The sequence below is a fragment of the Pseudoalteromonas sp. SG45-5 genome, assembly GCF_014164085.1.
Lineage (GTDB): Bacteria > Pseudomonadota > Gammaproteobacteria > Enterobacterales > Alteromonadaceae > Pseudoalteromonas > Pseudoalteromonas aliena.
This window is the reverse complement of sequence record NZ_JACJEM010000070.1, coordinates 1-21,044: the sequence shown is the minus strand read 5'-3', so window position 1 is coordinate 21,044 and position 21,044 is coordinate 1. Positions and strand designations below refer to the sequence as shown.

The 21,044-nt window shown below is 38.3% G+C and carries 18 protein-coding genes and 2 pseudogenes; 7 read left to right on the top strand and 13 right to left on the bottom strand.

Annotation, left to right across the window (positions count from 1 at the left end; translation table 11 throughout):
* Positions 1-228: 228 nt before the first annotated feature.
* From H5119_RS18055 to H5119_RS18045, 3 genes are all read right to left on the bottom strand, one after another.
* Positions 229-495: a hypothetical protein gene (locus H5119_RS18055; RefSeq protein ID WP_182703208.1), complete on the bottom strand. Its 267-nt coding sequence runs from the start codon at positions 493-495 to the stop codon at positions 229-231.
* A gap of 120 nt (positions 496-615) precedes the next feature.
* Positions 616-1,128, bottom strand: a complete 513-nt coding sequence (locus tag H5119_RS18050) for a hypothetical protein (RefSeq protein WP_182703207.1) — start codon at positions 1,126-1,128, stop codon at positions 616-618.
* 426 nt (positions 1,129-1,554) lie between these two features.
* Complete coding sequence (locus H5119_RS18045; protein ID WP_182703206.1) at positions 1,555-3,075, bottom strand: aldehyde dehydrogenase family protein; 1,521 nt, start codon at positions 3,073-3,075, stop codon at positions 1,555-1,557.
* 162 nt (positions 3,076-3,237) lie between these two features.
* On the opposite strand from H5119_RS18045, the gene H5119_RS18040 reads away from it, so the two are divergent.
* Entirely contained in the window at positions 3,238-4,131 is an 894-nt protein-coding gene (locus H5119_RS18040; RefSeq protein ID WP_149605946.1) for an AraC family transcriptional regulator, read from the top strand.
* 86 nt (positions 4,132-4,217) lie between these two features.
* Here the strand turns inward: H5119_RS18040 and H5119_RS18035 are convergent, their stop codons facing one another.
* From H5119_RS18035 to H5119_RS18025, 3 genes are all read right to left on the bottom strand, one after another.
* Complete coding sequence (locus H5119_RS18035) at positions 4,218-4,598, bottom strand: STAS/SEC14 domain-containing protein (RefSeq protein WP_182703205.1); 381 nt, start codon at positions 4,596-4,598, stop codon at positions 4,218-4,220.
* Positions 4,599-4,696: 98 nt separating this feature from the next.
* Positions 4,697-5,389 carry a cupin domain-containing protein gene (locus H5119_RS18030; RefSeq protein ID WP_182703204.1) on the bottom strand — a complete coding sequence of 231 codons (693 nt, stop codon included), beginning with the start codon at positions 5,387-5,389 and terminating at the stop codon, positions 4,697-4,699.
* 49 nt (positions 5,390-5,438) lie between these two features.
* Complete coding sequence (locus tag H5119_RS18025) at positions 5,439-6,059, bottom strand: glutathione S-transferase family protein (RefSeq protein WP_182703203.1); 621 nt, start codon at positions 6,057-6,059, stop codon at positions 5,439-5,441.
* 390 nt (positions 6,060-6,449) lie between these two features.
* Between H5119_RS18025 and H5119_RS18020 the strand changes: the two genes are divergently transcribed.
* Entirely contained in the window at positions 6,450-6,968 is a 519-nt protein-coding gene (locus H5119_RS18020; protein WP_007378853.1) for a TetR/AcrR family transcriptional regulator, read from the top strand.
* 84 nt (positions 6,969-7,052) lie between these two features.
* Here H5119_RS18020 and H5119_RS18015 read toward each other — a convergent pair whose 3' ends face one another.
* Positions 7,053-8,522: a carbon starvation protein A gene (locus H5119_RS18015; protein WP_182703202.1), complete on the bottom strand. Its 1,470-nt coding sequence runs from the start codon at positions 8,520-8,522 to the stop codon at positions 7,053-7,055.
* 327 nt (positions 8,523-8,849) lie between these two features.
* On the opposite strand from H5119_RS18015, the gene H5119_RS18010 reads away from it, so the two are divergent.
* Together H5119_RS18010 and H5119_RS18005 are read left to right on the top strand one after the other, a co-directional pair.
* On the top strand, positions 8,850-10,385 hold the full coding sequence (locus H5119_RS18010) for a catalase (RefSeq protein ID WP_182703201.1): 1,536 nt from the start codon (positions 8,850-8,852) through the stop codon (positions 10,383-10,385).
* 100 nt (positions 10,386-10,485) lie between these two features.
* Positions 10,486-11,001, top strand: coding sequence for an ankyrin repeat domain-containing protein (locus tag H5119_RS18005; protein ID WP_182703200.1), 516 nt, complete (start codon positions 10,486-10,488; stop codon positions 10,999-11,001).
* 72 nt (positions 11,002-11,073) lie between these two features.
* On the opposite strand, the gene H5119_RS18000 is transcribed toward H5119_RS18005, so the two are convergent.
* Positions 11,074-14,229, bottom strand: coding sequence for a M1 family aminopeptidase (locus H5119_RS18000; protein ID WP_182703199.1), 3,156 nt, complete (start codon positions 14,227-14,229; stop codon positions 11,074-11,076).
* Complete coding sequence (locus H5119_RS17995; RefSeq protein WP_182703198.1) at positions 14,223-15,086, bottom strand: ABC transporter ATP-binding protein; 864 nt, start codon at positions 15,084-15,086, stop codon at positions 14,223-14,225. The genes H5119_RS18000 and H5119_RS17995 overlap by 7 nt, the downstream gene beginning before the upstream one ends.
* 343 nt (positions 15,087-15,429) lie before the next feature.
* Here H5119_RS17995 and H5119_RS17990 point away from each other — a divergent pair, with 343 nt between their 5' ends.
* Together H5119_RS17990 and H5119_RS17985 are read left to right on the top strand one after the other, a co-directional pair.
* Positions 15,430-16,938 carry a sensor histidine kinase gene (locus tag H5119_RS17990; RefSeq protein WP_182703197.1) on the top strand — a complete coding sequence of 503 codons (1,509 nt, stop codon included), beginning with the start codon at positions 15,430-15,432 and terminating at the stop codon, positions 16,936-16,938.
* Positions 16,932-17,612 carry a LytTR family DNA-binding domain-containing protein gene (locus H5119_RS17985; protein ID WP_182703196.1) on the top strand — a complete coding sequence of 227 codons (681 nt, stop codon included), beginning with the start codon at positions 16,932-16,934 and terminating at the stop codon, positions 17,610-17,612. Before H5119_RS17990 ends, H5119_RS17985 begins: the two co-directional genes overlap by 7 nt.
* Positions 17,613-17,672: 60 nt before the next feature.
* Here H5119_RS17985 and yddG read toward each other — a convergent pair whose 3' ends face one another.
* Positions 17,673-18,587 (bottom strand): aromatic amino acid DMT transporter YddG, encoded by a 915-nt coding sequence (gene yddG / locus H5119_RS17980; protein WP_182703195.1) that lies wholly within the window; start codon positions 18,585-18,587, stop codon positions 17,673-17,675.
* A 623-nt stretch (positions 18,588-19,210) separates the two neighbouring features.
* Here yddG and H5119_RS17975 point away from each other — a divergent pair.
* Positions 19,211-19,534, top strand: a pseudogene (locus H5119_RS17975) (alpha/beta hydrolase-fold protein); the annotation flags it as partial.
* Here the strand turns inward: H5119_RS17975 and H5119_RS17970 are convergent.
* From H5119_RS17970 to H5119_RS17960, 3 genes and pseudogenes are all read right to left on the bottom strand, one after another.
* Positions 19,488-19,862 carry a hypothetical protein gene (locus H5119_RS17970; RefSeq protein ID WP_182703194.1) on the bottom strand — a complete coding sequence of 125 codons (375 nt, stop codon included), beginning with the start codon at positions 19,860-19,862 and terminating at the stop codon, positions 19,488-19,490. The pseudogene H5119_RS17975 and the gene H5119_RS17970 sit on opposite strands and share 47 nt — an antisense overlap.
* Positions 19,863-19,951: 89 nt before the next feature.
* Positions 19,952-20,650, bottom strand: a complete 699-nt coding sequence (locus H5119_RS17965; protein WP_182703193.1) for a hypothetical protein — start codon at positions 20,648-20,650, stop codon at positions 19,952-19,954.
* 198 nt (positions 20,651-20,848) lie between these two features.
* Positions 20,849-21,044 (bottom strand): annotated as a pseudogene (locus H5119_RS17960) (hypothetical protein); the annotation flags it as partial.

The window sequence follows — 21,044 nt, the reverse complement described above, 5'->3', positions numbered from 1 at the left end:
CAGTTTACCGTGGGTGAATAATATCTATTAGATCACAGCGAACGGATGGGTTCAAGGTTAAAAAGCAATCAATTTAAAATAGTAGAATACGTTCCTAAAAAGAGTAATTCTACAGCCTCAACGCCCGCCTAAACCGCAGATTGCTGGTGCAGGTTTTTGCGCGCTTTGTTTTTTGCAAAAAATGCGACAGTAAAAGCTGTCGGATTTTAGGCGCTTGTTATGTTTACGTTATTCACCGTACTCGGATAAATAAAGTTTTATTCCGAGTACGCCCATTATCGTCATCGCTTCTGGCGATAAAATGGCACCGCCACCACAAGCATTTTCACGAATGCTAAACCCGACGTCAGCGATATACTTTGATGGAGATAAATTAAAATGGTTCTGAAACAACCAATCCTCCAACTCAGTAATTTGAGTAGGGAGATCCCAATACTCTTTTGCAAGATGCGCAACCTGCTTATTTGATTCTTCAAACTTAATGTATATCGGCACTACTCTTCCTAGTGAACATAACGCCCGGCTCAACGAGCAAATTTTTGATGGCGGCTTTTGTGCGTGTTTTTGCACAAAGGGTGACAGCGAAATTTGTCCGATGCAGCCGTTTGTTATAACTTATTTTGCAAACACAATATTATAGCTATCATCAGCCATCCTACCGCTTACCAAATCAGTGACCTTAGCAACTATTGAATATTTCCCTTCTGGGTCCGTATTCTCAAGCACTATATCGAGCGCGGGATCTGCCATAACAAGTATCGGTTTATCGGGAAGAATACCACTTCCTTTAGCGTAATCCCTTTGCCCAAATATTGGCTTATTATTAGGGCCTAGCACGTAAAAAGAAACACTAAAATCGTAACGTCCTTTTTCATTCCTAGAAAGTCCCGTAACTAGAAAGGACGAAACTATAAGCTGATCTGGCTTTGCCATCTTAAGCCTTTTAATAGTAACTCCATGCTGAGACGGTGTGGTTAACCACTCATGGATATAGTCAGGGGAATCAGATGCAACAATTACTAGCCCTAGGTCTCCTTGAGGTTTTGCCGCTGGGCCAGCTGTGATTTCGGCAAAAGCCATGCTAGAAAAAAGTATAAGTAAAAGAGATAGAGCTCTAGTAATACGCATGATTTCCCTATGAGTTATAACAATTTAGTCTACGACATTTGTCGCTTTATAAACCGGCAAATGTCCCTATATTACAATGCATTTATCTTAGCCAGCAAATAACCATCTGTAAACAACTAGTTAACTACAAAGAAATTTCCATTAATGCTGTAATGCACCAAAATGGTGGAGATCAGTAATATCAGACAAAATATATATTACTGTCGATATATACAGCGGCTGATTATAAAATAGTACGTATTATTAAATCACATTTTAACGCAGTTAATGAATTATTTAGAGAGCTGAAGTTTCAACATTTTAATTCAATTAGTATCCTATTTATGTATTACAACAAGCAGTAAGCGGTGCAATGAACATCTTAAAATGAAAAAGCGCTGCAAATATGCAGCGCTCATTGTTGAGTGGTTGTTGTATATAAATTTTTTAAAAGAAGCCGAGTGGATCTTCGCTGTAGCTTACTAATAGGTTTTTAGTTTGCTGGTAATGATCGAGTGCTAGTTTGTGCGTTTCGCGGCCTATTCCTGATTTTTTATACCCACCGAAAGCAGCGTGTGCTGGGTACATGTGATAGCAGTTGGTCCACACTCGCCCTGCTTCTATTTTACGACCCATGCGATAAGCACGGTTCATGTTTCTACTCCACACGCCAGCGCCCAAACCAAACTCTGAGCTGTTGGCAAGCTCGAGTGCTTCGGCTTCATCTTTAAAGGTCGACATTGAAATAACAGGGCCAAAAATTTCTTCTTGGAACACACGCATGTCATTTGTGCCCTTTAATAACGTAGGTTGTATGTAGTAACCACCGTTTAAATCGCCACTTAGTTGCTCTACGTTTCCGCCAGTGAGCACTTCTGCACCTTCTTTTTTACCTATTTCAATGTAGCTCAGTATTTTATCAAACTGTGCTTTTGAGGCTTGTGCGCCCACCATGGTTTCGCTATCAAGTGGGTTTCCGCGTTTAATTTTTAAGGTACGTTCGAGTATTTTTTCAATAAACTGCTCGTAAATATCTTCTTGAATAAACAGCCTTGATGGGCACGTACACACCTCGCCTTGGTTAAAGTAAGCAAGCACGGCGCCTTCAATGGCTTTGGATAAAAACGCGTCGTCTTTTTCCATTACATCATTAAAAAATATATTAGGCGATTTACCGCCAAGCTCGACCGTTGAAGGAATAATATTTTCAGCAGCGCATTTTAAAATATGTGACCCCACAGGCGTTGAACCCGTAAATGCAATTTTAGCGATGCGTTTACTTGTTGCCAGTGCCTCACCTGCTTCTTTACCAAAGCCGTTTACTATATTTAATACGCCTGCAGGGAGTAAATCGCCAATAATTTCCATTAATACTAAAATAGAAGCTGGGGTTTGCTCAGCCGGTTTTAAAATTACGCAGTTACCTGCAGCAAGTGCTGGCGCGAGTTTCCAGGCAGCCATTAAAATAGGGAAGTTCCACGGAATAATTTGCCCAACAACACCGAGTGGTTCGTGAAAATGATATGCAACGGTGGTTTCGTCTATTTCGCCTATTGTGCCGTCTTGCGATCGCAGGCACCCTGCAAAGTAGCGAAAGTGATCAGCCGCTAGCGGAATGTCAGCAGCGAGTGTTTCACGAATTGCTTTACCGTTATCCCATGTTTCGGCTACGGCAAGTAACTCTAGGTTTTGCTCAATTCGATCGGCTATTTTTAGCAGTATGTTACTTCGGTCGGTCACCGACGTTGTGCCCCACTGCGCTCGCACTGCATGTGCTTTGTCGAGTGCCAGCTCTATGTCGTCTTTATCTGAGCGCGGTATTTGGCAAAACACTTTACCGTTTACTGGGCTTATATTATCAAAGTATTGGCCATTCACTGGCTTTACCCACTCTCCGCCAATGTAATTACCGTATTGTTGTTTAAAGTTTACGAGTGCGCCGTCGCTGCCTGGATTTGCATATATCATGTGTGTGCTCTCTTTATTGTTGTTAGCTAAAGGTCGAACATTTATATAAATCAAAATGCTTTATATTTAATCGACATTAAACTAACAAGCGCCTAAAAACTTGATTAGCTGTCCACAAAAATTGTCTGTGAGTCCACATTAATAAAAACCTAAAGGATTGGTATGCACACATCTCAGTTAAACAAAAAACGCCAACAGCTTGATGTATTAATTGAAAATAAAGTCACGTTTGCGGCCGATAACAGTGAGCTGAGTATTTACGACACGTATCAAAGTGCGCAAAAGGTGGCACTGCACTCAAACGAGTTACTGTTTTGTGCAATGCTTAGCGGCAAAAAGGTAATGCACGTAGAAAGCAGCCAATACCATAAAGCATTTTTACCACACGAGTCGTTTGTATTAGCGCCAGAGCAAGGCGTATTAATTGATTTTCCACAAGCATCAATGAGCACTCCAACTACCTGTTTAGCCATTGAAATTAGCACCGACAAAATAACGAGCGTGGCGAATGCACTAAACATGCAGCAAAACTTTGCACACGATAGCTTGTTTGAATATGTACCGCAGTTAGTGCACACCCAACACAATATTCAAACGCAGCAATTATTAGAGCGTATGGTGCATTTATTTAGCGAACAAGGTGCCCAACGCCATTACTTGATTGATTTGTCGTTAAACGAATTAATCACCCGTTTACTACAACAACAAAGCCGCGAGCTATTGCTGGCTAGCTGCGATAAACCACACCTTAAAACAAACGTTAGTGATGCTCTGCTTTATATTGAAGAACATTTAAATGAAACGCTCGACATAAATACCTTATGCAAAATAGCATGTATGAGCCGCAGTAAGTTTTATCAGCAATTTAAACTCACATTTGGTACTAGCCCAGCCCTTTGGCAACAACAGCTAAGACTAAAAAAAGCGCGCACTCAATTGCTACAAGGTCATGCAATTAGTAAAGTTTGTTTTGATGTTGGATTTAATAGTGCGAGTCATTTTAGTCGTTTATTTAAACAAACGTTTGGCATTGCGCCTAAAGAGTGTCGACATTAGCGATAAAGGGGTACTTCCCACATTGCCTGAGTAGGCTGATGTAATTTAAACGATTAAAGCCCCAAATTACGGGGCTTTAAAGTAATTTATTCATCCAGCCAATCTATGGCTGCGGTAGCATTTTCAAAGTATTGAACCTCACCCGATATAAACCAGTTACCTATTTTTGCGATTCGAGCTTGCCACTCTTTATTACCATAAATAGCTACTTTTTTAAATTCTTTAGAGTGCTTAATACCTAATTTTAAGTCATCCCACGCCGCGCGTAATTCCCAACCTTCAAGTTCGCTACCATCTATTAAGGCGTTCACGACTGGGTGCTTAACTTCGCCAAGCGCTGAGTTTATCATTGGGGTAATTATCTTGTAATCGTCGTGAGTAAGCGTACCAACGGCTTTGAGTTTTAAAAAAAACTCTCTTCCGGCACGTTCAAGACCAATCGATAAACCATGTGTTGTGTGTACCATTACTGCTCTCCTTAAATAGGCTGAGTGGTAAAAGTACATCGTCTAAAATTAATTACTCCTGAACTAAATCATTAAACAATCTCAAATAAACGACTCAATTACGCATTTTGTACACGAGATATCTGGTTTTCTACATCAATTAAATGACCCGTTTTAAGCCATACTTTTGCACCATTACTTCCCGCTTTAACGTTAACGGAGCTATTGATAGGCACTCTTAACCAACTGTTTTTTACAAAAGTATCGGCTTGCTCATCAAATGAGCCTTCAAGTACTAGCAGCTCAGCTCCGCCTTTTGCGTTTATAACCATGCAGGCGTTGGGCTTAAAGTGCAGCAAGCTTACCTCTTCAAAGTCGTCTTTATATAAAGGGGTTACGGCAACATTTTTAAAACTAGGATGCACCGTACTTTGCATCAAGTTTGTTTGCAAACGCACGTGCGTTCGGTCATCTGGCTGAAACTGCCATAACTTTACAAATATAACGCAGCCATTTTCAGACCCCGGTTTGTGCTTTGATTGCGGTGGATTACGGATATAAGAACCTGCCGCAAAGTCACCATGCTCATCTTGAAATACCCCTTCAAGCACAACAAACTCTTCACCGCCTGTATGTACATGCGGCGAAAACTCACTGCCAGGTGCATAACGAACAATAGTCGTTGCGCGAGCAACTTCGTCGCCCACTCTATCGAGCGCTCGCCTATCAACGCCCGCCATTGGCGATGCAACCCACGGGAGCGATTCGCTATGTACCACAACTCGTTTACTAAAATCGGCAGCTATTTTCATATTTGGCTCCTAAGCGTAACTTCACTTAAATTTTAAACTAATAACCTAATTAAGCTGCAACACTTGGGCGTTTTGCTACTTTTTCTTGCCATGCAACTAAATGGGTTAACTCATTCGGGATTGCTATTTGTGCAAATCCAGCAAATACCAGCCCAGCATACAATGTAATATCAGCAATACTCAATTGTTCACCAGCAACAAACGCCGATTGCGCTAGTACATCATTAAAATAGCTAAACCCTTGGCGCGCTTTTTCGCCTTGTTTTTCACCCCAAGCCACATTTTGATATGTTTCAAGCTCAGGACCTAAGCCATCAGTTGCATGATGAAAGTAAGTTGCCACAGCGTCAAGCACCATAGATTCTGCACGCTTTTGCATCATGTTAATTACTGCACGCTCTTTTGCGGTTTCACCCATTAAAGATGGGCCTTCAAATGCGGTATCAATATACTCAGTAATAGCGGTACTTTCTGATATAAACGTGCCGTCATCTAGCTCTAATATGGGCACACCTGCTAATGGATTTTTAGCTAAGAAGGCGTCTGTTCTGTGCTCACCATTTAATAAATCAACAGGTACAAACTCAACATTTGCAGTGGCATTTTTTTCAGCTAAAGCGATACGAACACGAAGTGGGTTTGGAAAGTTTTCTACATCATAAATTTTCATAGCAATCTCTATCTTTATTGTTTAAAAGTGAATTAATGGCAGCAACCTACCTACCGATAGGTAATTTATAATATTAAACTAAATTTAAGTCAACGTTTAAATTTTTTTGATTTATAGGATTTAACTTAATTCATAATAAAATTAGGGGGTTGCTTAGAAGTAAAAACGCTTGTAAATAACTACCTACTGGTCGATAATTTTACTATACCAATTGCATTAAATAAGTGATCTATTATTGCGCTAAGAAAATAGCGCAATAACAAGGCGAAAATTATGACATCTAGTTGTTCTATATGAATAATTTTTAACGCAGTTAGTGAGTTGTTTAATGCGATAGAATGATCATGTTTTAATAAAATTGGTATTACTGCAGATAGGAAAATATTAAAAATGAGTAAAAAAGAAGCTTTATTAAAAGCAGCTGAAAACAAGGTGCGCCTTGGCGGGTACAGTAATTTTAGTTTTAGAGAGCTCGCCAGCGAAGTCGGCATTAAAAGCGCCAGTGTACACTATCACTTTCCGACTAAGGCCGATTTAGGTGCAGAGCTTGCTCATCAATATACTGATTCTTTTTTAGCTGCGTTAGGCGAGCCAAGCGAGCTTAAAGCAAGCGGTAAAAATCCTATTGATGTGTACATACAGCTTTTTAGAAGTGCATTAGTAACCGATAAAAAAATGTGTTTATGCGGGTTGCTAGGAGCCGAAAGCGATAGCCTTCCAGATAAAGTACGCCTTGAAGTAAAACGCTTTTTTAATCAAAACCTAACATGGCTTAGCGCTGCGCACTTAGCTAATGGTGAACTCAACCCTACTAAAGCGGCTATTCAAACAGTGAGCTTGCTTGAGGGCGCTATGATGATAAGCAAAACGCTCGACGATAATAGTTACTTTGAACTTGCAACTCAGTAATACCTAAATTTAGTACACAAAAAAAGCGAGCTATTCATTATCAATAGCTCGCTTTTTTAATGCTTTAAATAACTTATGTGATTATTAAACCGCTGTTGGTTTAACTTTATGCTTAGAGTGCACAATTGCTAAAACAATTAAACCTATCACAGCGACTGCTGCGCCAATAGGTTTACCTAAATCACTTGATAAGTTAAGACCAATTGCGGCAGTACCAATATAAGAAACCGTTACCGCTGTTGCTATAACAGCAGGAACACTGGCAATCCAATGGAATGTGCCACGGTCAAACAAGTACTTAGTGGCAAGCCATAATACGCTTGTAGAAAGCAGCATGTTTGAAAATGCAAAGTAGCGCCAAATTAATGAGAAATCGAGCTTCGTCATAAAGTACGCAATTGTCAGTATAGGAACGGCCACTAGTAATCTGTTACGTATGCTTTGCGGAATATTAAACGCATCAACAACAGTTAAACGTAATGAGCGGAACGCTGTATCACCAGAAGTAATTGGGAATACGGCTACTGCAATAATTGCCATTATACCGCCAAATACACCTAAGTAACTGTTAGCTACATGGTTTACTACTAAGCCTGGACCACCTTGATCAAGCAATGCTTTTAAGCCTGCGTAACCCTCTGGGAACGCTGCAATACCAGCAAGTGCCCATACACAACCTACAATACCTTCACACATCATAGCGCCATAATAAACTGGACGTACGTATTTTTCGTTAGTTAAACAGCGCGCAATAATAGGCGCTTGAGTAGAGTGAAAACCACTAATAGCACCACAGGTAATTGTTATAAATAACAATGGCCAAGTTGGTAATCCATCTGGGTTTGGCTCTAAAAAGTCATGTGCGTGGTCAGCTTCAAAGTAGGCTAAAAAGTCACTTGGTACCGGTAAGTGTGGCGCATTAATAAGTAATGAAATAGCAATTGCCACTGTCATTACAATCATTAGCGCACCAAAAATTGGGTAAAATTTAGTGATAATTTTATCAATTGGTAGCAAGGTAGCTAAAAAGTAATACGCTAAAATAGCGAGTACCCAAAAGGTATTATTTGCCAGTATTGTCCCTTCAAAAAAATCAAGGTTACTTAGCAAACCTGCTGGGCTCATAATAAATACCACACCTACAAAAAACAGTAACATGGCAGTAAATACAAGCATAAAACCTTTAAATACGACGTTGTAATAATGGCCTGCAATTTCTGGTAGGCTTTTACCGTCTTCTTTTATACTCATTACACCTGAGAAGAAGTCGTGTACAGCGCCACCTAAAACATTACCAAGTACAATCCATACTAGTGCAACTGGTCCGTATAAAGCACCTAAAATTGGGCCAAATATTGGACCTACGCCAGCAATGTTTAAAAACTGAATTAAAAATGCTCTTACAGGGTGAATAGCGACGTAATCAACACCTTCGCTAAAGCGTTTTTGTGGTGTGTCAGCAGTTGGATCCAAGCCGGCTTGTTTTTCAACAAATGGGCTGTAAAACTTATAACCCATTATTAAAATAGTGAGGCAGATAAAAAAGATGATCATAAAGCACGTTTCTCTTTTTGTATTTTAGTTATAGAGCGCATTGTGTGTCGCCCCGCCTTTTCAATCCGTGAATAATCGACGAACATTAACAAAGCTTTACCTTTCAAACAATAAGACGTTTAGCTAATACTATAGTCGACATGGGCCATTATTTACGCATAAAATTTTTTAAAAGGAATTGATAAAAGCACTAATTTATTTCATCCATTTTTTAAATCATATCAATCTAATTAATCAGTTTTACCGAAATTAATAAAGTTAATACACTTATTAACAGTTAAACAGCCTGCACCACTGCTGGCACTTTTAAAATAGATAAGGTCGACAATGAACACTCAAATAAACAAAACAAATAAAACTAAATTAACGCTTAGTGCATTAGCACTTGCAATAACACTACCAGCAAGTGCAGCGACAACACTGACTAAAGACAACGGCGCGGCTGTTGGCGACAACCAAAATTCAATGACTGCTGGCGAGCGCGGCAGTGTATTGTTAGAAGACGTACAACTAATTCAAAAACTACAACGCTTTGCACGTGAGCGTATTCCTGAGCGTGTAGTACATGCTCGCGGTACGGGCGCACACGGTGTGTTTGTTGCATCAAAAGAACTTAATGATTTAACAATTGCAGCCCCTTTTGCACAAGCAGGCAAAGAAACAGAGGTGTTTGTTCGCTTTTCATCGGTAATTCACTCAAAAGGCAGCCCAGAAACACTGCGCGACCCACGTGGATTTGCGACTAAGTTTTATACCGACCAAGGTAACTGGGATCTAGTGGGTAATAACCTGCCGGTATTCTTTATTCGTGATGCGATTAAATTCCCAGACATGGTTCACTCTTTAAAACCATCTCCGGTAAATAATATTCAAGATCCTAATCGTTTTTTTGATTTTTTCTCGTATGAACCAAGTTCTACTCACATGTTAACGTGGGTTTACAGCGACTACGGTACACCAGCAAGTCTTCGTAAAATGGATGGCTGGGGCGTACATGCATACAAAATGATTAATAAAGCTGGTGATGTTAAGTATGTTAAGTTTCATTGGGTAAGCCAGCAAGGTATTGATAACCTTGATTCAAAAGAAGTTGCTAAGGTACAAAGTCAAAACTTTCAGCATCTAACACAAGATTTATACACCGAAGTTAATAAAGGCAACTTCCCAAAATGGGATCTCTATATTAAAACGCTTGACCCATCGCAGCTTGATGACTTTGATTACAACCCATTAGATGCAACCAAAATGTGGTTAGATATTAAAGAAACCAAAGTAGGAACAATGACCTTAAACCGTATGCCAACTAACTTCTTCCAATCGACGGAACAAGTAGCAATGGCACCGGCAAATGTCATTCCAGGTATTGAGCCATCTGAAGATCGTTTATTACAAGGTCGTGTGTTTTCGTACTCAGATACTCAAATGTACCGCTTAGGTGCTAACCACCAGCAACTGCCAATTAACCGTGCAAAAGTGGAAGTGGTTAACTACAACCAAGACGGCGCAATGAATATTGGCAACACAACAAACAATGTGAATTACCAACCAAGCCACGAAGACGTAGCTGAAAACCCAATTGCACGTAGAAGCCAAACAGAGCTTAAAGGCTTTGTACAACAAGCGGCGATTAAAAAGCAGCAAAACTTCGCGCAAGCGGGCGTTTTGTATCGTGGCTTTAGCAAACAAGAACGTACAAACTTAGTTAATAACCTAGCAGGCGATTTAGGAAAAGTGCAAAACAGCAAAGTTAAACACAAAATGCTTAGCCACTTTTACAAAGCTGATAGTGAGTACGGTACACGCTTAACTAAAGCTGTAAACGGCGATATTAAAATGGTTAAACAACTTGCAGCTAACTTATAAGCAACTAGTTAAAAGCAATTAGTCCCAACTAAATAGCTATTTAAACCACAACCATGAGGAAGGGATAATCCCCTTCCTCTTTTTATACAAGGCAATGGTTATGCGTAATTTATTAATTATAGTCGCCCTACTGCTAAGCTTTACCAGTAGCGTTTACGCTCAAAATACACCAGATATACAAATAACAAGTACACAAACTAAAAACCAACACTCGGCACAAGCTCAATACCAAAGCTTATTTGCTTATTACTTTGCCGCAGCACGCACCAACGACATAGACGTAATAGAGCAATTTGTAGATGCAGGTATTCCTATCGACAGCTACAACAATAAAGGCTATACCGCATTAATGATTGCTACTTATCATGGTAATAAAAACACGGTTAACACGCTTTTGCAGTTAGGCGCCAATGCCTGTTTAGAAGATAACCGAGGCAACACAGCGCTTATGGCTGCTATATTCAGAGGTGAATTTAGTATCGCTAAAACACTTGTATCACTTGATTGCGATAACGCGCATCAAAACAAAGCAGGCCAAACAGCCGAGCAATTTGCACAAACATTTGGTCAACAAAAAGTTATAGAGTTACTAGCGCAGGTAAATAATGCAAAATAATCTGCACGCAACAAAAAGCCCTAAAATAATAGGGCTTTTGATTTACTAAATATATGTTCAAATTAAACGTACTTACTCTAAAAACAGTGTGTTTATTAAGCTTTCTTGTTCTTTTCCAGCTTCATGTTTTAATGCTCGTATAAAACCCATAGAATTGGCGGGACTGTTTGGATAACCATGATTTTTCCAAACCAACTTGAGCGCATTAATAATGGGTTTATCCCCAATCGCAGCGCGTAGCTTAGCAAAGACAATGGTTGCTCGCGAATATTGGTCAAAGCTTTGTGTAGCATCAACTAAGGCTGATCGCTCCTTTATGTTCATCAGCATACTTTGCTCATAGCGTGTTGTTTCATACTCAACCAGCGCTTGCATTGTTGCTTTCCCATAACGCTGCTCTATAACAACAAGCTCAATATACTTTGCCATAGACTCCACTAAAAAAGCGCTATCTGAAAATACCCCATTACCAATATCATGGCCAAACCATTGATGCGCAGTTTCGTGAACTGCACGGCGATAGCGTTGATCAAAGCCTGCATTAGCGCTTGGCTTTGATCTAAAACCAACACTGTCTTCAATAAGTATAAGTTGCGGCAATGCATAACCTGTAGCACCAACACTAGGCGAGCCTATTAAACTCAATTTTTTTGCTCTATAAGGGCTTATATTATTAAGCCATTTTATTGTATCGCCCATTGCGCTAAGGTTTACAGCTATAGACTCTGCTCGTGCTGGCTCGTTTTTATCTTTAGCAAACACGTTTAATATCACGCCATTTTGCTGTTTGGTAACAGGAGAATAAGGCACCGTCACCCAAGCTAGGATTGCATTTATGGGTGTACGAGTCTCAAAATGAAATATTTCGCGGTCATCTTTGCTGGTACGTGATATTTCCTCTCCTTGGGTTATAACCTGATAACCCCTTGTTGTACTCACTTTACTCGACATAGTAAGCCACTGGTAATGAGTACTTGCTTTCGCCGTTTTAGCAAATAGCTTCGTGGGTCTAATCACCGACTTCACTTTAAGTGCGTGTTGCTGACGAAGTATAGGATCGGTTAATTCATAATTATCTTGATAGCCAACAGTCGGCAATAAAGGCACTGATCGTATATAGCTAAATTCAGGGGTTATTATCTGATGGCCTCTTACTGGCCAAAGCTTAGCTTGATGAACATCAAACCGTGTAACTAGTTTACGTATTTCTCCTGGCTGCATTTCATTCTCAAACTTAAACACAGCTTGATTAAGCAAGGGAAAGCTTTTAGCCCTTTGCGCGCCATCGATTTCAATATCGGCCCATTTATAAAAACCAGAGCGCCCAACCAATATCTCTTTAATAGGATGTTGATGGGTGTTTTTTAAAGTATATATTAAAGAAAAATGAGCCTGCTGCTGACGCGGATAAAAGTCTACATTAGCATCAATGTGCATAATGCTTGGCTGTGCTACATTGCGCCATTGTGAGAATGCTTTTTCGTATTGTGCTTTAAAAGCCTCGCGCTTATGCGAGTTAGTTAAAGGTTTTTCATCCACCAGCTTTAAGTGCAATTGAGTAAATAGTGCGACAGTGATAAGTAAAGGAATAAATAACCAAAAATGTTTAACCCCCATTATTCTTTGGCTCAACCCGGCACCTCGGTGATTAAAAACCCCCGTAATTATAACTAAACTTATACACGCCATTGACCAAACTAATACATAAGGCCAATAACTACTTATACTTGCACGATAACCCCAAAAGTTATCAGGTGCCTGCAAAGGCGTCCAACCAACACTCCACAATGTATGCGTGAGACCAAAGTAAGTCATTATCGGTGTAAATTTGATCAGTAAAATAACAGCAATTAGCAAACCCGCAATAAGCTGCGAACGACACAAATTAAATACACACAAAAATACACACGCAATAATGGCAAGCACAATTGCCATCAAAAATAGAATGGTTAAATGTACTTCAAATTGATATGCACTGTGTAAAAACCACTGAGCTGCACTTGCCCCTAATAAGCTCATTGTTAAAAAAACCAATATCATAGTGCCTAGGACCAATAACTGACTGTTTAAAAAGTAATATGTTTTGAGAGGTGTTGCAGCGATCAGCTCAGCTATATTATAGTATTTAGCAAAGCAGCTTACTTGCCAGCTCCATAAAGCCATTAGTAAAGTGCCAAACAACAATTGCATATCAAATGCATAATAACTAATCGCATCAAGGCTTGTGGTGCTCATAACACTCATTGGTTCAACATAACCAGACGACGAGGCAACACTATTAAAAACCATCACCGGCCAAACAAAAATAATCAGTAAAGTAACTGGGTGTGAAACCAAATTAACCAGCGTAGTTTTGTATAAACGGGCCATCATCAAAAATGGCTTTTGTGTGACTCTCGCTGTTTTATATTCAGCGGGTTTTAACGTGTTGTAACGAATGTATTCGTTAGTATTTTTACTTTTCTTACTCTTTAATAATGTGTGTTTTTTATTTTTACTAAAAGTAATATAAAAAATACCAACAGCAAGCATACTCGCAACAACGCGATTAATAGCAAATGAAGCCCCTAATGAATTGGTTAAACTGTTTATTACGGCTGTGTATGCAAAAGGGTCAAGCCAAACAAATAATGTATAAAAGCGATGGCTTATAATACTACTTCCAGCAAGTAATGGATTTCCGGTAATACTTGCAAGCATTATGTAGCCTATCCACAACACCGCAAAAACAACATAATTGGGTAATGAAGTAGTTGATTTATGGCAAACAAAAAAGGCAACAACAACTAAAAAGCAGCTATTTGGTAACAACACTAAAAAGCTATTAAATACAGTAAAAGAAACCATATTTGGTATATAGCCCAATTGCCTTACTTGCATGTATATCATTACTAAATCACTGATTAAACTAATAATAAAAACCAAGCAAATCAGTAAGCATACTCTTGCTAAACTGCGCTTAAATAAGCTAGTTTGCGTAGCATAAATAAGCTCCTGCATTGACGCGTGCTGATCTCGTAAAAATATAACGGGCGCCAATACTCCTACAAGTACAGGTAACTGCATCATTTGTAACATTGTAATATTTAACTTAAATTGTTTTAACGAATCAACTTCAACTGTTGCAAGCCCAGAGGACAACATAACCGCAAATACCAAAGGGATAATAATGCACAGCCAAACAAGTGGTTGGCGCACTGCATATCGCCACTCATTAAAAATTAACATGTTTGACTTCCTTTATTGAGTGCAAAAAAGTACTTGTCTTGAAGCGTAGCGGGCGAATTTATTGCATTGTGTGCAGGCGCTGTGTCTGCATACACACGAAATGACGCTCTACCATAGCGATGGCTCTTACTTAATACATGCTGAGTTGGTATGCCCGCAGGTAAACTTTCGAGCTGCCAAATCTTACCTTCTAAAGGAACTAGTAACTCTCTTACGTCACCGCTTTGTATGAGTGCTCCTTGATCTATAATGGCCACGTAGTGACATAAATTTTCTACATCTTCAACAATATGGGTCGATAACAATACCAACCTATTTTGACTAATACTAACGAGTAAATTATTTAAACTTTCTCGTTCCACAGGATCAAGCCCAGCAGTGGGCTCATCCATAATAATTAGCTTTGGGTTGCCTAACAAAGCCTGAGCCACGCCAAAACGCTGCTTCATTCCTCCCGAAAAATTAACGACTTTTTTATTAGCAAACCGAGTCAAATTAGTTAGTTCAAGTAAACTATCAATTTGGTTTTTGCGTGCACGACTATCAATGCCTTTTAACACGCCAATATGCTCAAGTAACGCCCGACAACTCATATTGGGATACACGCCAAAATATTGTGGTAAATAACCTAGTTGCGAGCGAAGCGCGCCTGGTTGGCTAATCACATCAAGGCCATTAAAATTAATATGTCCGGAGTCGGCATTTTGTAAACATGCGAGCGTGCGCATAAGTGTTGACTTACCCGCCCCATTTGGGCCAAGTAGACCGACCATACCGGTAGGTAGAGTGATCGTCACATCATTCAAAGCCTGCGTACCATCTGCGTATTTTTTGTTGATATTTTTCAGTGTAAGCATTAGTTTCATCCTTAATTGGTATAGCACCAGCTTAAGAAAGCAAGTCAATACAAGCGAGAAAATAATGGTTAACGTATTGAAATAAATGATGAACATAAAAAAGTAACGTTGGTCATTTAAATATGACCTTTCATCATTTAAATAAACGGCCTAGTATGCTTAAAACGGCTGCTAACCCTATGAAATAGAATAATTATTTTAAAAATAAATTATCATTGAAACAGTTTTATGGATAAACTAGCGCGCTCAGCGAAGTGAATTGTGCAAAGGTAATGTTTAAAATAAAAAGACAATTTTATCTGAGCGTATCTGCTCAGAAACTATAATAAAAACGGAGTCACATATGCAGCAAGCCAATACACCAATATGGCAACGCTTTAGCATTACCCAGCTAATAATTTTCTTACCGCTAATCGCTGCTATTATGCTCGACTCTCATATACGCTTTTTGTCATCACATATGGATTCAACTAGCCAATATCTGGCTATTAATATTCAACTTTTTTTACAGTGTATTCCCTTTTTGATTGCCCATGCATTTGCATATTTTTTATTGCTTACACCCGCAATCACAGTGTGGCTGTTAGGCTTTTTAGCCTATCCATCCCTCTTACTAGTATTTAATAACCAGCTTCTTAACTTTTCGCAATGGCAATACCTTGATGCACAATGTTGGGTATTGTGCGCATCTGCAAGTGGTGTATGGCTTATTACTAAACGCACTAATAAAAATAACAATGTGTTGAGTAATAAATGGCTTAAATCCTTGTTTTCACTTGATACAGTCGTGTTTATAGTACTTTTAGCTTGGGCAATTGTTACATCAAGCATACTCAATACGCACACTGATCCTATGCTAAACCAGCCTATTGAGCCTGTTATTGACGTTTATAAAGTATTCACACAGTTTGATACTTTTTTGGGTTACCTTTGGCAAATTACTGTTTGTGCCGGATTAGTATATGGTGTGTATTTATTAAATAGATATTTATTAATACGCTATGTATTAACCTATCATGGCGTACTGATGTTTTTGTTTGCAAGTTTAATAAGCCTCGTTGCACTTACACCTGTATTAACATCGTGCTTGCTACTGTTACCTATTAACGATTTACCCTCAGGCATTGCTAACTTAACACCTAGCGGTAATAATAATATTTTTAGCCCTGAAAATTATCAGTTTGTATTTTTATTTTTGGCTATAAGCACACCGATTATTTTAGCGTTTGAACGACAGCAACAACACGTTCAAATTAGCAATATTGCCCAACAACAAACAAAAACAGAGCTAAAGCTACTTCAACAGCAAATTAACCCTCATTTTTTATTTAATACATTAAATAACCTCTATGCGCTGACATTAAAAAAATCAGATAATGCACCAGATCTTGTTATGCAATTAGCTAACTTACTGCGTTACAGTGTTTATGAAGGCCAAAAAGCACAGGTGAGTTTAGAAAAAGAAATTAATTACTTAAAAGGTTTTATTGCATTACAGCGTTTACGAAGCGCTGAGCGCTGCAACTTTGATGTGCAATGGCCTGAATATCAACAACACTATTTAATTTCGCCACTACTGTTAATAATGATTTTAGAAAACGCGATAAAGCATGGTGTAGAGCCCACGTCACAAAAAGTAACGGTTGTGTTTAAAATCACCATGGCCGATAACATACTAACGCTATTTTCCTCTAACCCTATTCTACCTAATAACAATTCAGAGCATGGGGTGGGACTTAACAATTTACGCCGTAGGCTGACTCTTTTATATCCAAATAAGCACACATTAATTATTAATGAAAATAAAAACCTTTGGCAAACCACACTTAAATTGGAGCTGGCTGCATGCTAAACACAATAATTGTAGATGATGAGCCACTCGCGCATGAAGTTATACTTCATCATTTAAGTGCACATAAAGACATTAATATAAGCGGACAATACCTTAACGCTAAAGATGCATTATGTGCTTTAGCCACATCATCTATTGATTTGTTATTTTTAGACATAAACATGCCCGAACTATCGGGCATTGCATTACTAAAAGTGCTCGCGAATCGACCACAAGTGATTATTATTAGTGCATATCAAGAATATGCTTTAGCCGGTTTTGAACTTGACGTAACTGACTACCTACTAAAACCAGTCTCTGCTCAACGGCTTGACCAAGCACTCAATAAAGTACGGAAAAAAAGAAAACACATAACGCTAAATCCAAAGGCACCTCTGACTATTACGCTTAAAATCGATCGTGAAAAACATAAAATTCAATTAAGCGACATAGACATGTTTGAAGCGTATGGAAATTATGTAAAAGTATGGCAAGGTGAAAAAGCATTACTTGCAAGCAGTACTCTCAAATACATATTGCAAGAGCTTGATACTTCATTTATTCAAGTCCACAAATCTTACGTTATTAACAAACACAAAGTGGTCGCGTTAAGTAATGAAAGCGTTCAACTTGCATCAGGCGTGTCAGTTAAAATTGGCAAGTCATTTAAACAACAAGTGCGCGGCATTATTTAACCTGAGGTCTTGTTTTATGTTTACCTAAAACATAACTTTAAGCTCCCCCTATCAGCGACTCTAAACTTTAACACTTAGCCTTTGTCGCTTTTCTCGCGTTACAAAATAGCAAACTAGCGAACCCACTGTTACCAGTACAACCCCTTGCCAAAACGAAGCACTCAGCGTAATAGATAAATATAGCGCTGAAATAATAGTAGAAAACACCGGTGTAAAGTACGAAAGCGTGCCAAGCAGCATTAAGTTACCGCCAATAATAGCTTGATTCCACAGTGCATAACCGCTCCCCACGACTACACCCGCTAATAATAATGTCATGCTTGAGTTGAGTGAAAACGTTAACTGTGATTCATTACTAAAAGCATATTGCGCCCACAAACTCATTGCCGTAACAGTAAAAAATAATGTAATGGCATTTTTACCATTACTCAGCGTTTGCGTTACCACACAATAAATAGCCCATATAAACGCTGCAGCTAATGCCATTAAATAAGTAGCAGGATTATCAGCAAAGTTAGTAACAAGCGTATCGACCGACATTTCTTGATCGCCCGTAATACACCAAGCAACGCCTAAAAAAGCAATAATCATGCTTGGATAAACCCAGTAACTCACTTTTTTACGACCAATGATAATAGAGAGCAATATAGTCAGCGTAGGCCACAAATAATTAATAACCGCCATTTCCATTGCCTGATGACGACTATTTGCCATACCAATTGAAAGCGCCAAGCAAATTTCGTACGACACAAATAATAAAGTACCTACGACCAAGTAGCGTTTTGAAAATCCACTAAACTTGGGCACTCCCATAACCAAAATTAAAAATATCGCACTGACAGAATACATAGCCGCAGCACCACCAATGGGGCTAAACAACTCAGAAATATCTCGTAGTAATGCCACTAAGCAGCTCCACAGTAATATTGCAGCAACTCCATATAGTGTATATTTATTTTTGCATATAAAATCCATTTGCCAATCCAAAAGCACTACTCGTAAATTTGAAACTAAATTAACAGTAATTTTCAAATAAAACAACCAAAGTCAATAGCTTAAGTCTCTCGTCTATTTTTTAATATTTTGCCTTTCTAATAATTATCTTAACGCTAAATACTTTAGTAACATGGCCTATTGTTTTTAGATATTAATATACTTGAGCTATTCAGTACTGCACTTTAAACTGCTCTCATAGTTATGATGTAATTCGTGGTTTTTGTAATAATTAGGATGAGTCCATCCTAATTATTTTACTTCATATGCGCTTCAACCTAGGGGCTGTTGATCTTTGTAGATTTAATTAGTCCAAGAAAAATGGTAAATAACTTAATTAAATGCTGATCATTTAATTATAATCATCTAGCGATATTCCAGCTTCCTTTGCATGCTTTTTAAACATCGCTTTTCTAATTGCAACATAGTTACTTTCATCTAAATAACGCTTATGCTCTGCAGCCTTTTCCGAGTTGCCTAATTTTTTATATATCAAATAAAGATCTTTGTGAGTGCCAGCGACTCATATGCAAAGGCTAATGCTAATGCTATAATCCCATCAGAATTAGGATGGGTGTCACGGTAATTTTTAGGTGCTGTAATTTATTAATCCGATTGAATGCCCTTGAGGTGTGAAAGCATTTACTGGTTATTTAGGAAATGAGAAAGCGCTTTGGACGCAATATGATAGCTGCGAGCTAATGAAAAACGCAGAGCAAGCTCATTACTTACCCATGTTAGTGAGTCAAGGTGATGCTGATAGCTTTTTACAAGAGCAACTTAAGCCTGAAAACTTAGTCGCTATTGCTGATAATAAAGGCTACCCGCTTACATTTGAAATGCACGCAGGCTACGATCAGAGCTACTTTTTTATAAGCAGCTTTATTGACCAACACTTATTATTTCATCATCCGTTTTTAACTGCTTAGACTCATTGGTGTATAGGGATGACTTTTCTACCTCTACACACTCTTTTAGACTTTTAGTGACTTGCCTACATACTTGCGTTGTAGTGCTTTCCCCTTTAACTAGGCTAACAAGAGCAGAATCTATCTTTAACCCCATATCAGTAAAGTTAAATCCGTTTTTATCTGTAGGTACTGGCTCTAGTGGGTTTTTATAAGGCGTTGACTGCGCCGGGCTAATACTATTTTTATCATTACGCGCCTGAGATTGTGCTTGTCCGTCAATAATAACGCCAGCAACTGTACAGCCAGAAAGGCAATAAAAAGACAAAAGTGCAATAAGTGCTTTCATAGTTCATCCTAAACAAAATATTAGCTAAATTGTATACACTTTTTATTGTAACTATGTAAAAAAATGTAAGTAACCTGAACTCTGATTAATTAATATAAATTAAAAAAAGCACTTATTAAATAAATCACGCATGAGAGTAAAAGGGAGCCAGCATATGCCAAAGCTATCGCTTGATCGTTTTCAATTTTAGTTCTAAAAAAATACTTTTCGCAAGTTCCGAGTACATTTATTACAGCTAAAAATGTAACTATCTGACTTAGCCAAAAATAATTACTAAATAGAGGGAGCAGAGGACTGATTACTGCGTAAACAACGAGCACCTTAAAAGCAATCGATGTATTTTTAAGCGAAAGTAAAATTGTTGCATTTACAAACAAAACAACAAGACTTGCCGAAAAAAATGTAATGATTGGCCACGCTACAGGCTCTGGTAACGATAAAAAGGCATCAAATGACTCACTTACATTGTCCAAAGAAGGCAAGCTGATAAGTGAAGAAATAAAACTAATTATTCCAAAAATAATAAACCAGCAAATTACCCCTGAAAAAAAATAGCTAGGAGAAAACTTAGTATACCCTTTACGTTCTGCTAATTTTACAAAAAGAACACCTACTAAATTAATTCCACCAAAAACCAATAAAGCGTGCATAAAATCATTAGTATAAAAAACACTCATCGCAACCGTAGCTGCTATAAAAATACTTGGTCTTACAACACTTTTTATATACAAATAAACAAACACTGGCTGAATTACCAGCATAATCATTGCTAGAACACTTAATTCCATAAACTTTCCCTTACTCCTAATAGCCCTACAAAATCACGAAAAACTTTCGTTTAAACTTTAGCCAAGATTAAAAACATTACTACCATATTAAAACCCATACAGCTTGATCAACTATCCTCACTTGAGCATATTTAATAGTGCTCTTAAAGGTGATATTTGGTATGCCTTAAAGTTTTATTTAACTTTTTAATATAAAAACTAAAGGTTTATCTTTTGCAAATAGGTTTTAAGCTTTAATAAGCCCGCAGGGCTACTTGCGACTAAATCGCTCAATAATGGTTGAATAAGCACACGATGCTCTTCAATTTTGGTTGGGTCCTCGTAAATAGCGTATACAAGGTTAGTTAGTGTTTGTTGTTGCTGTTGCTGTTGTTGTTGTTGTTGTTGTTGTTGT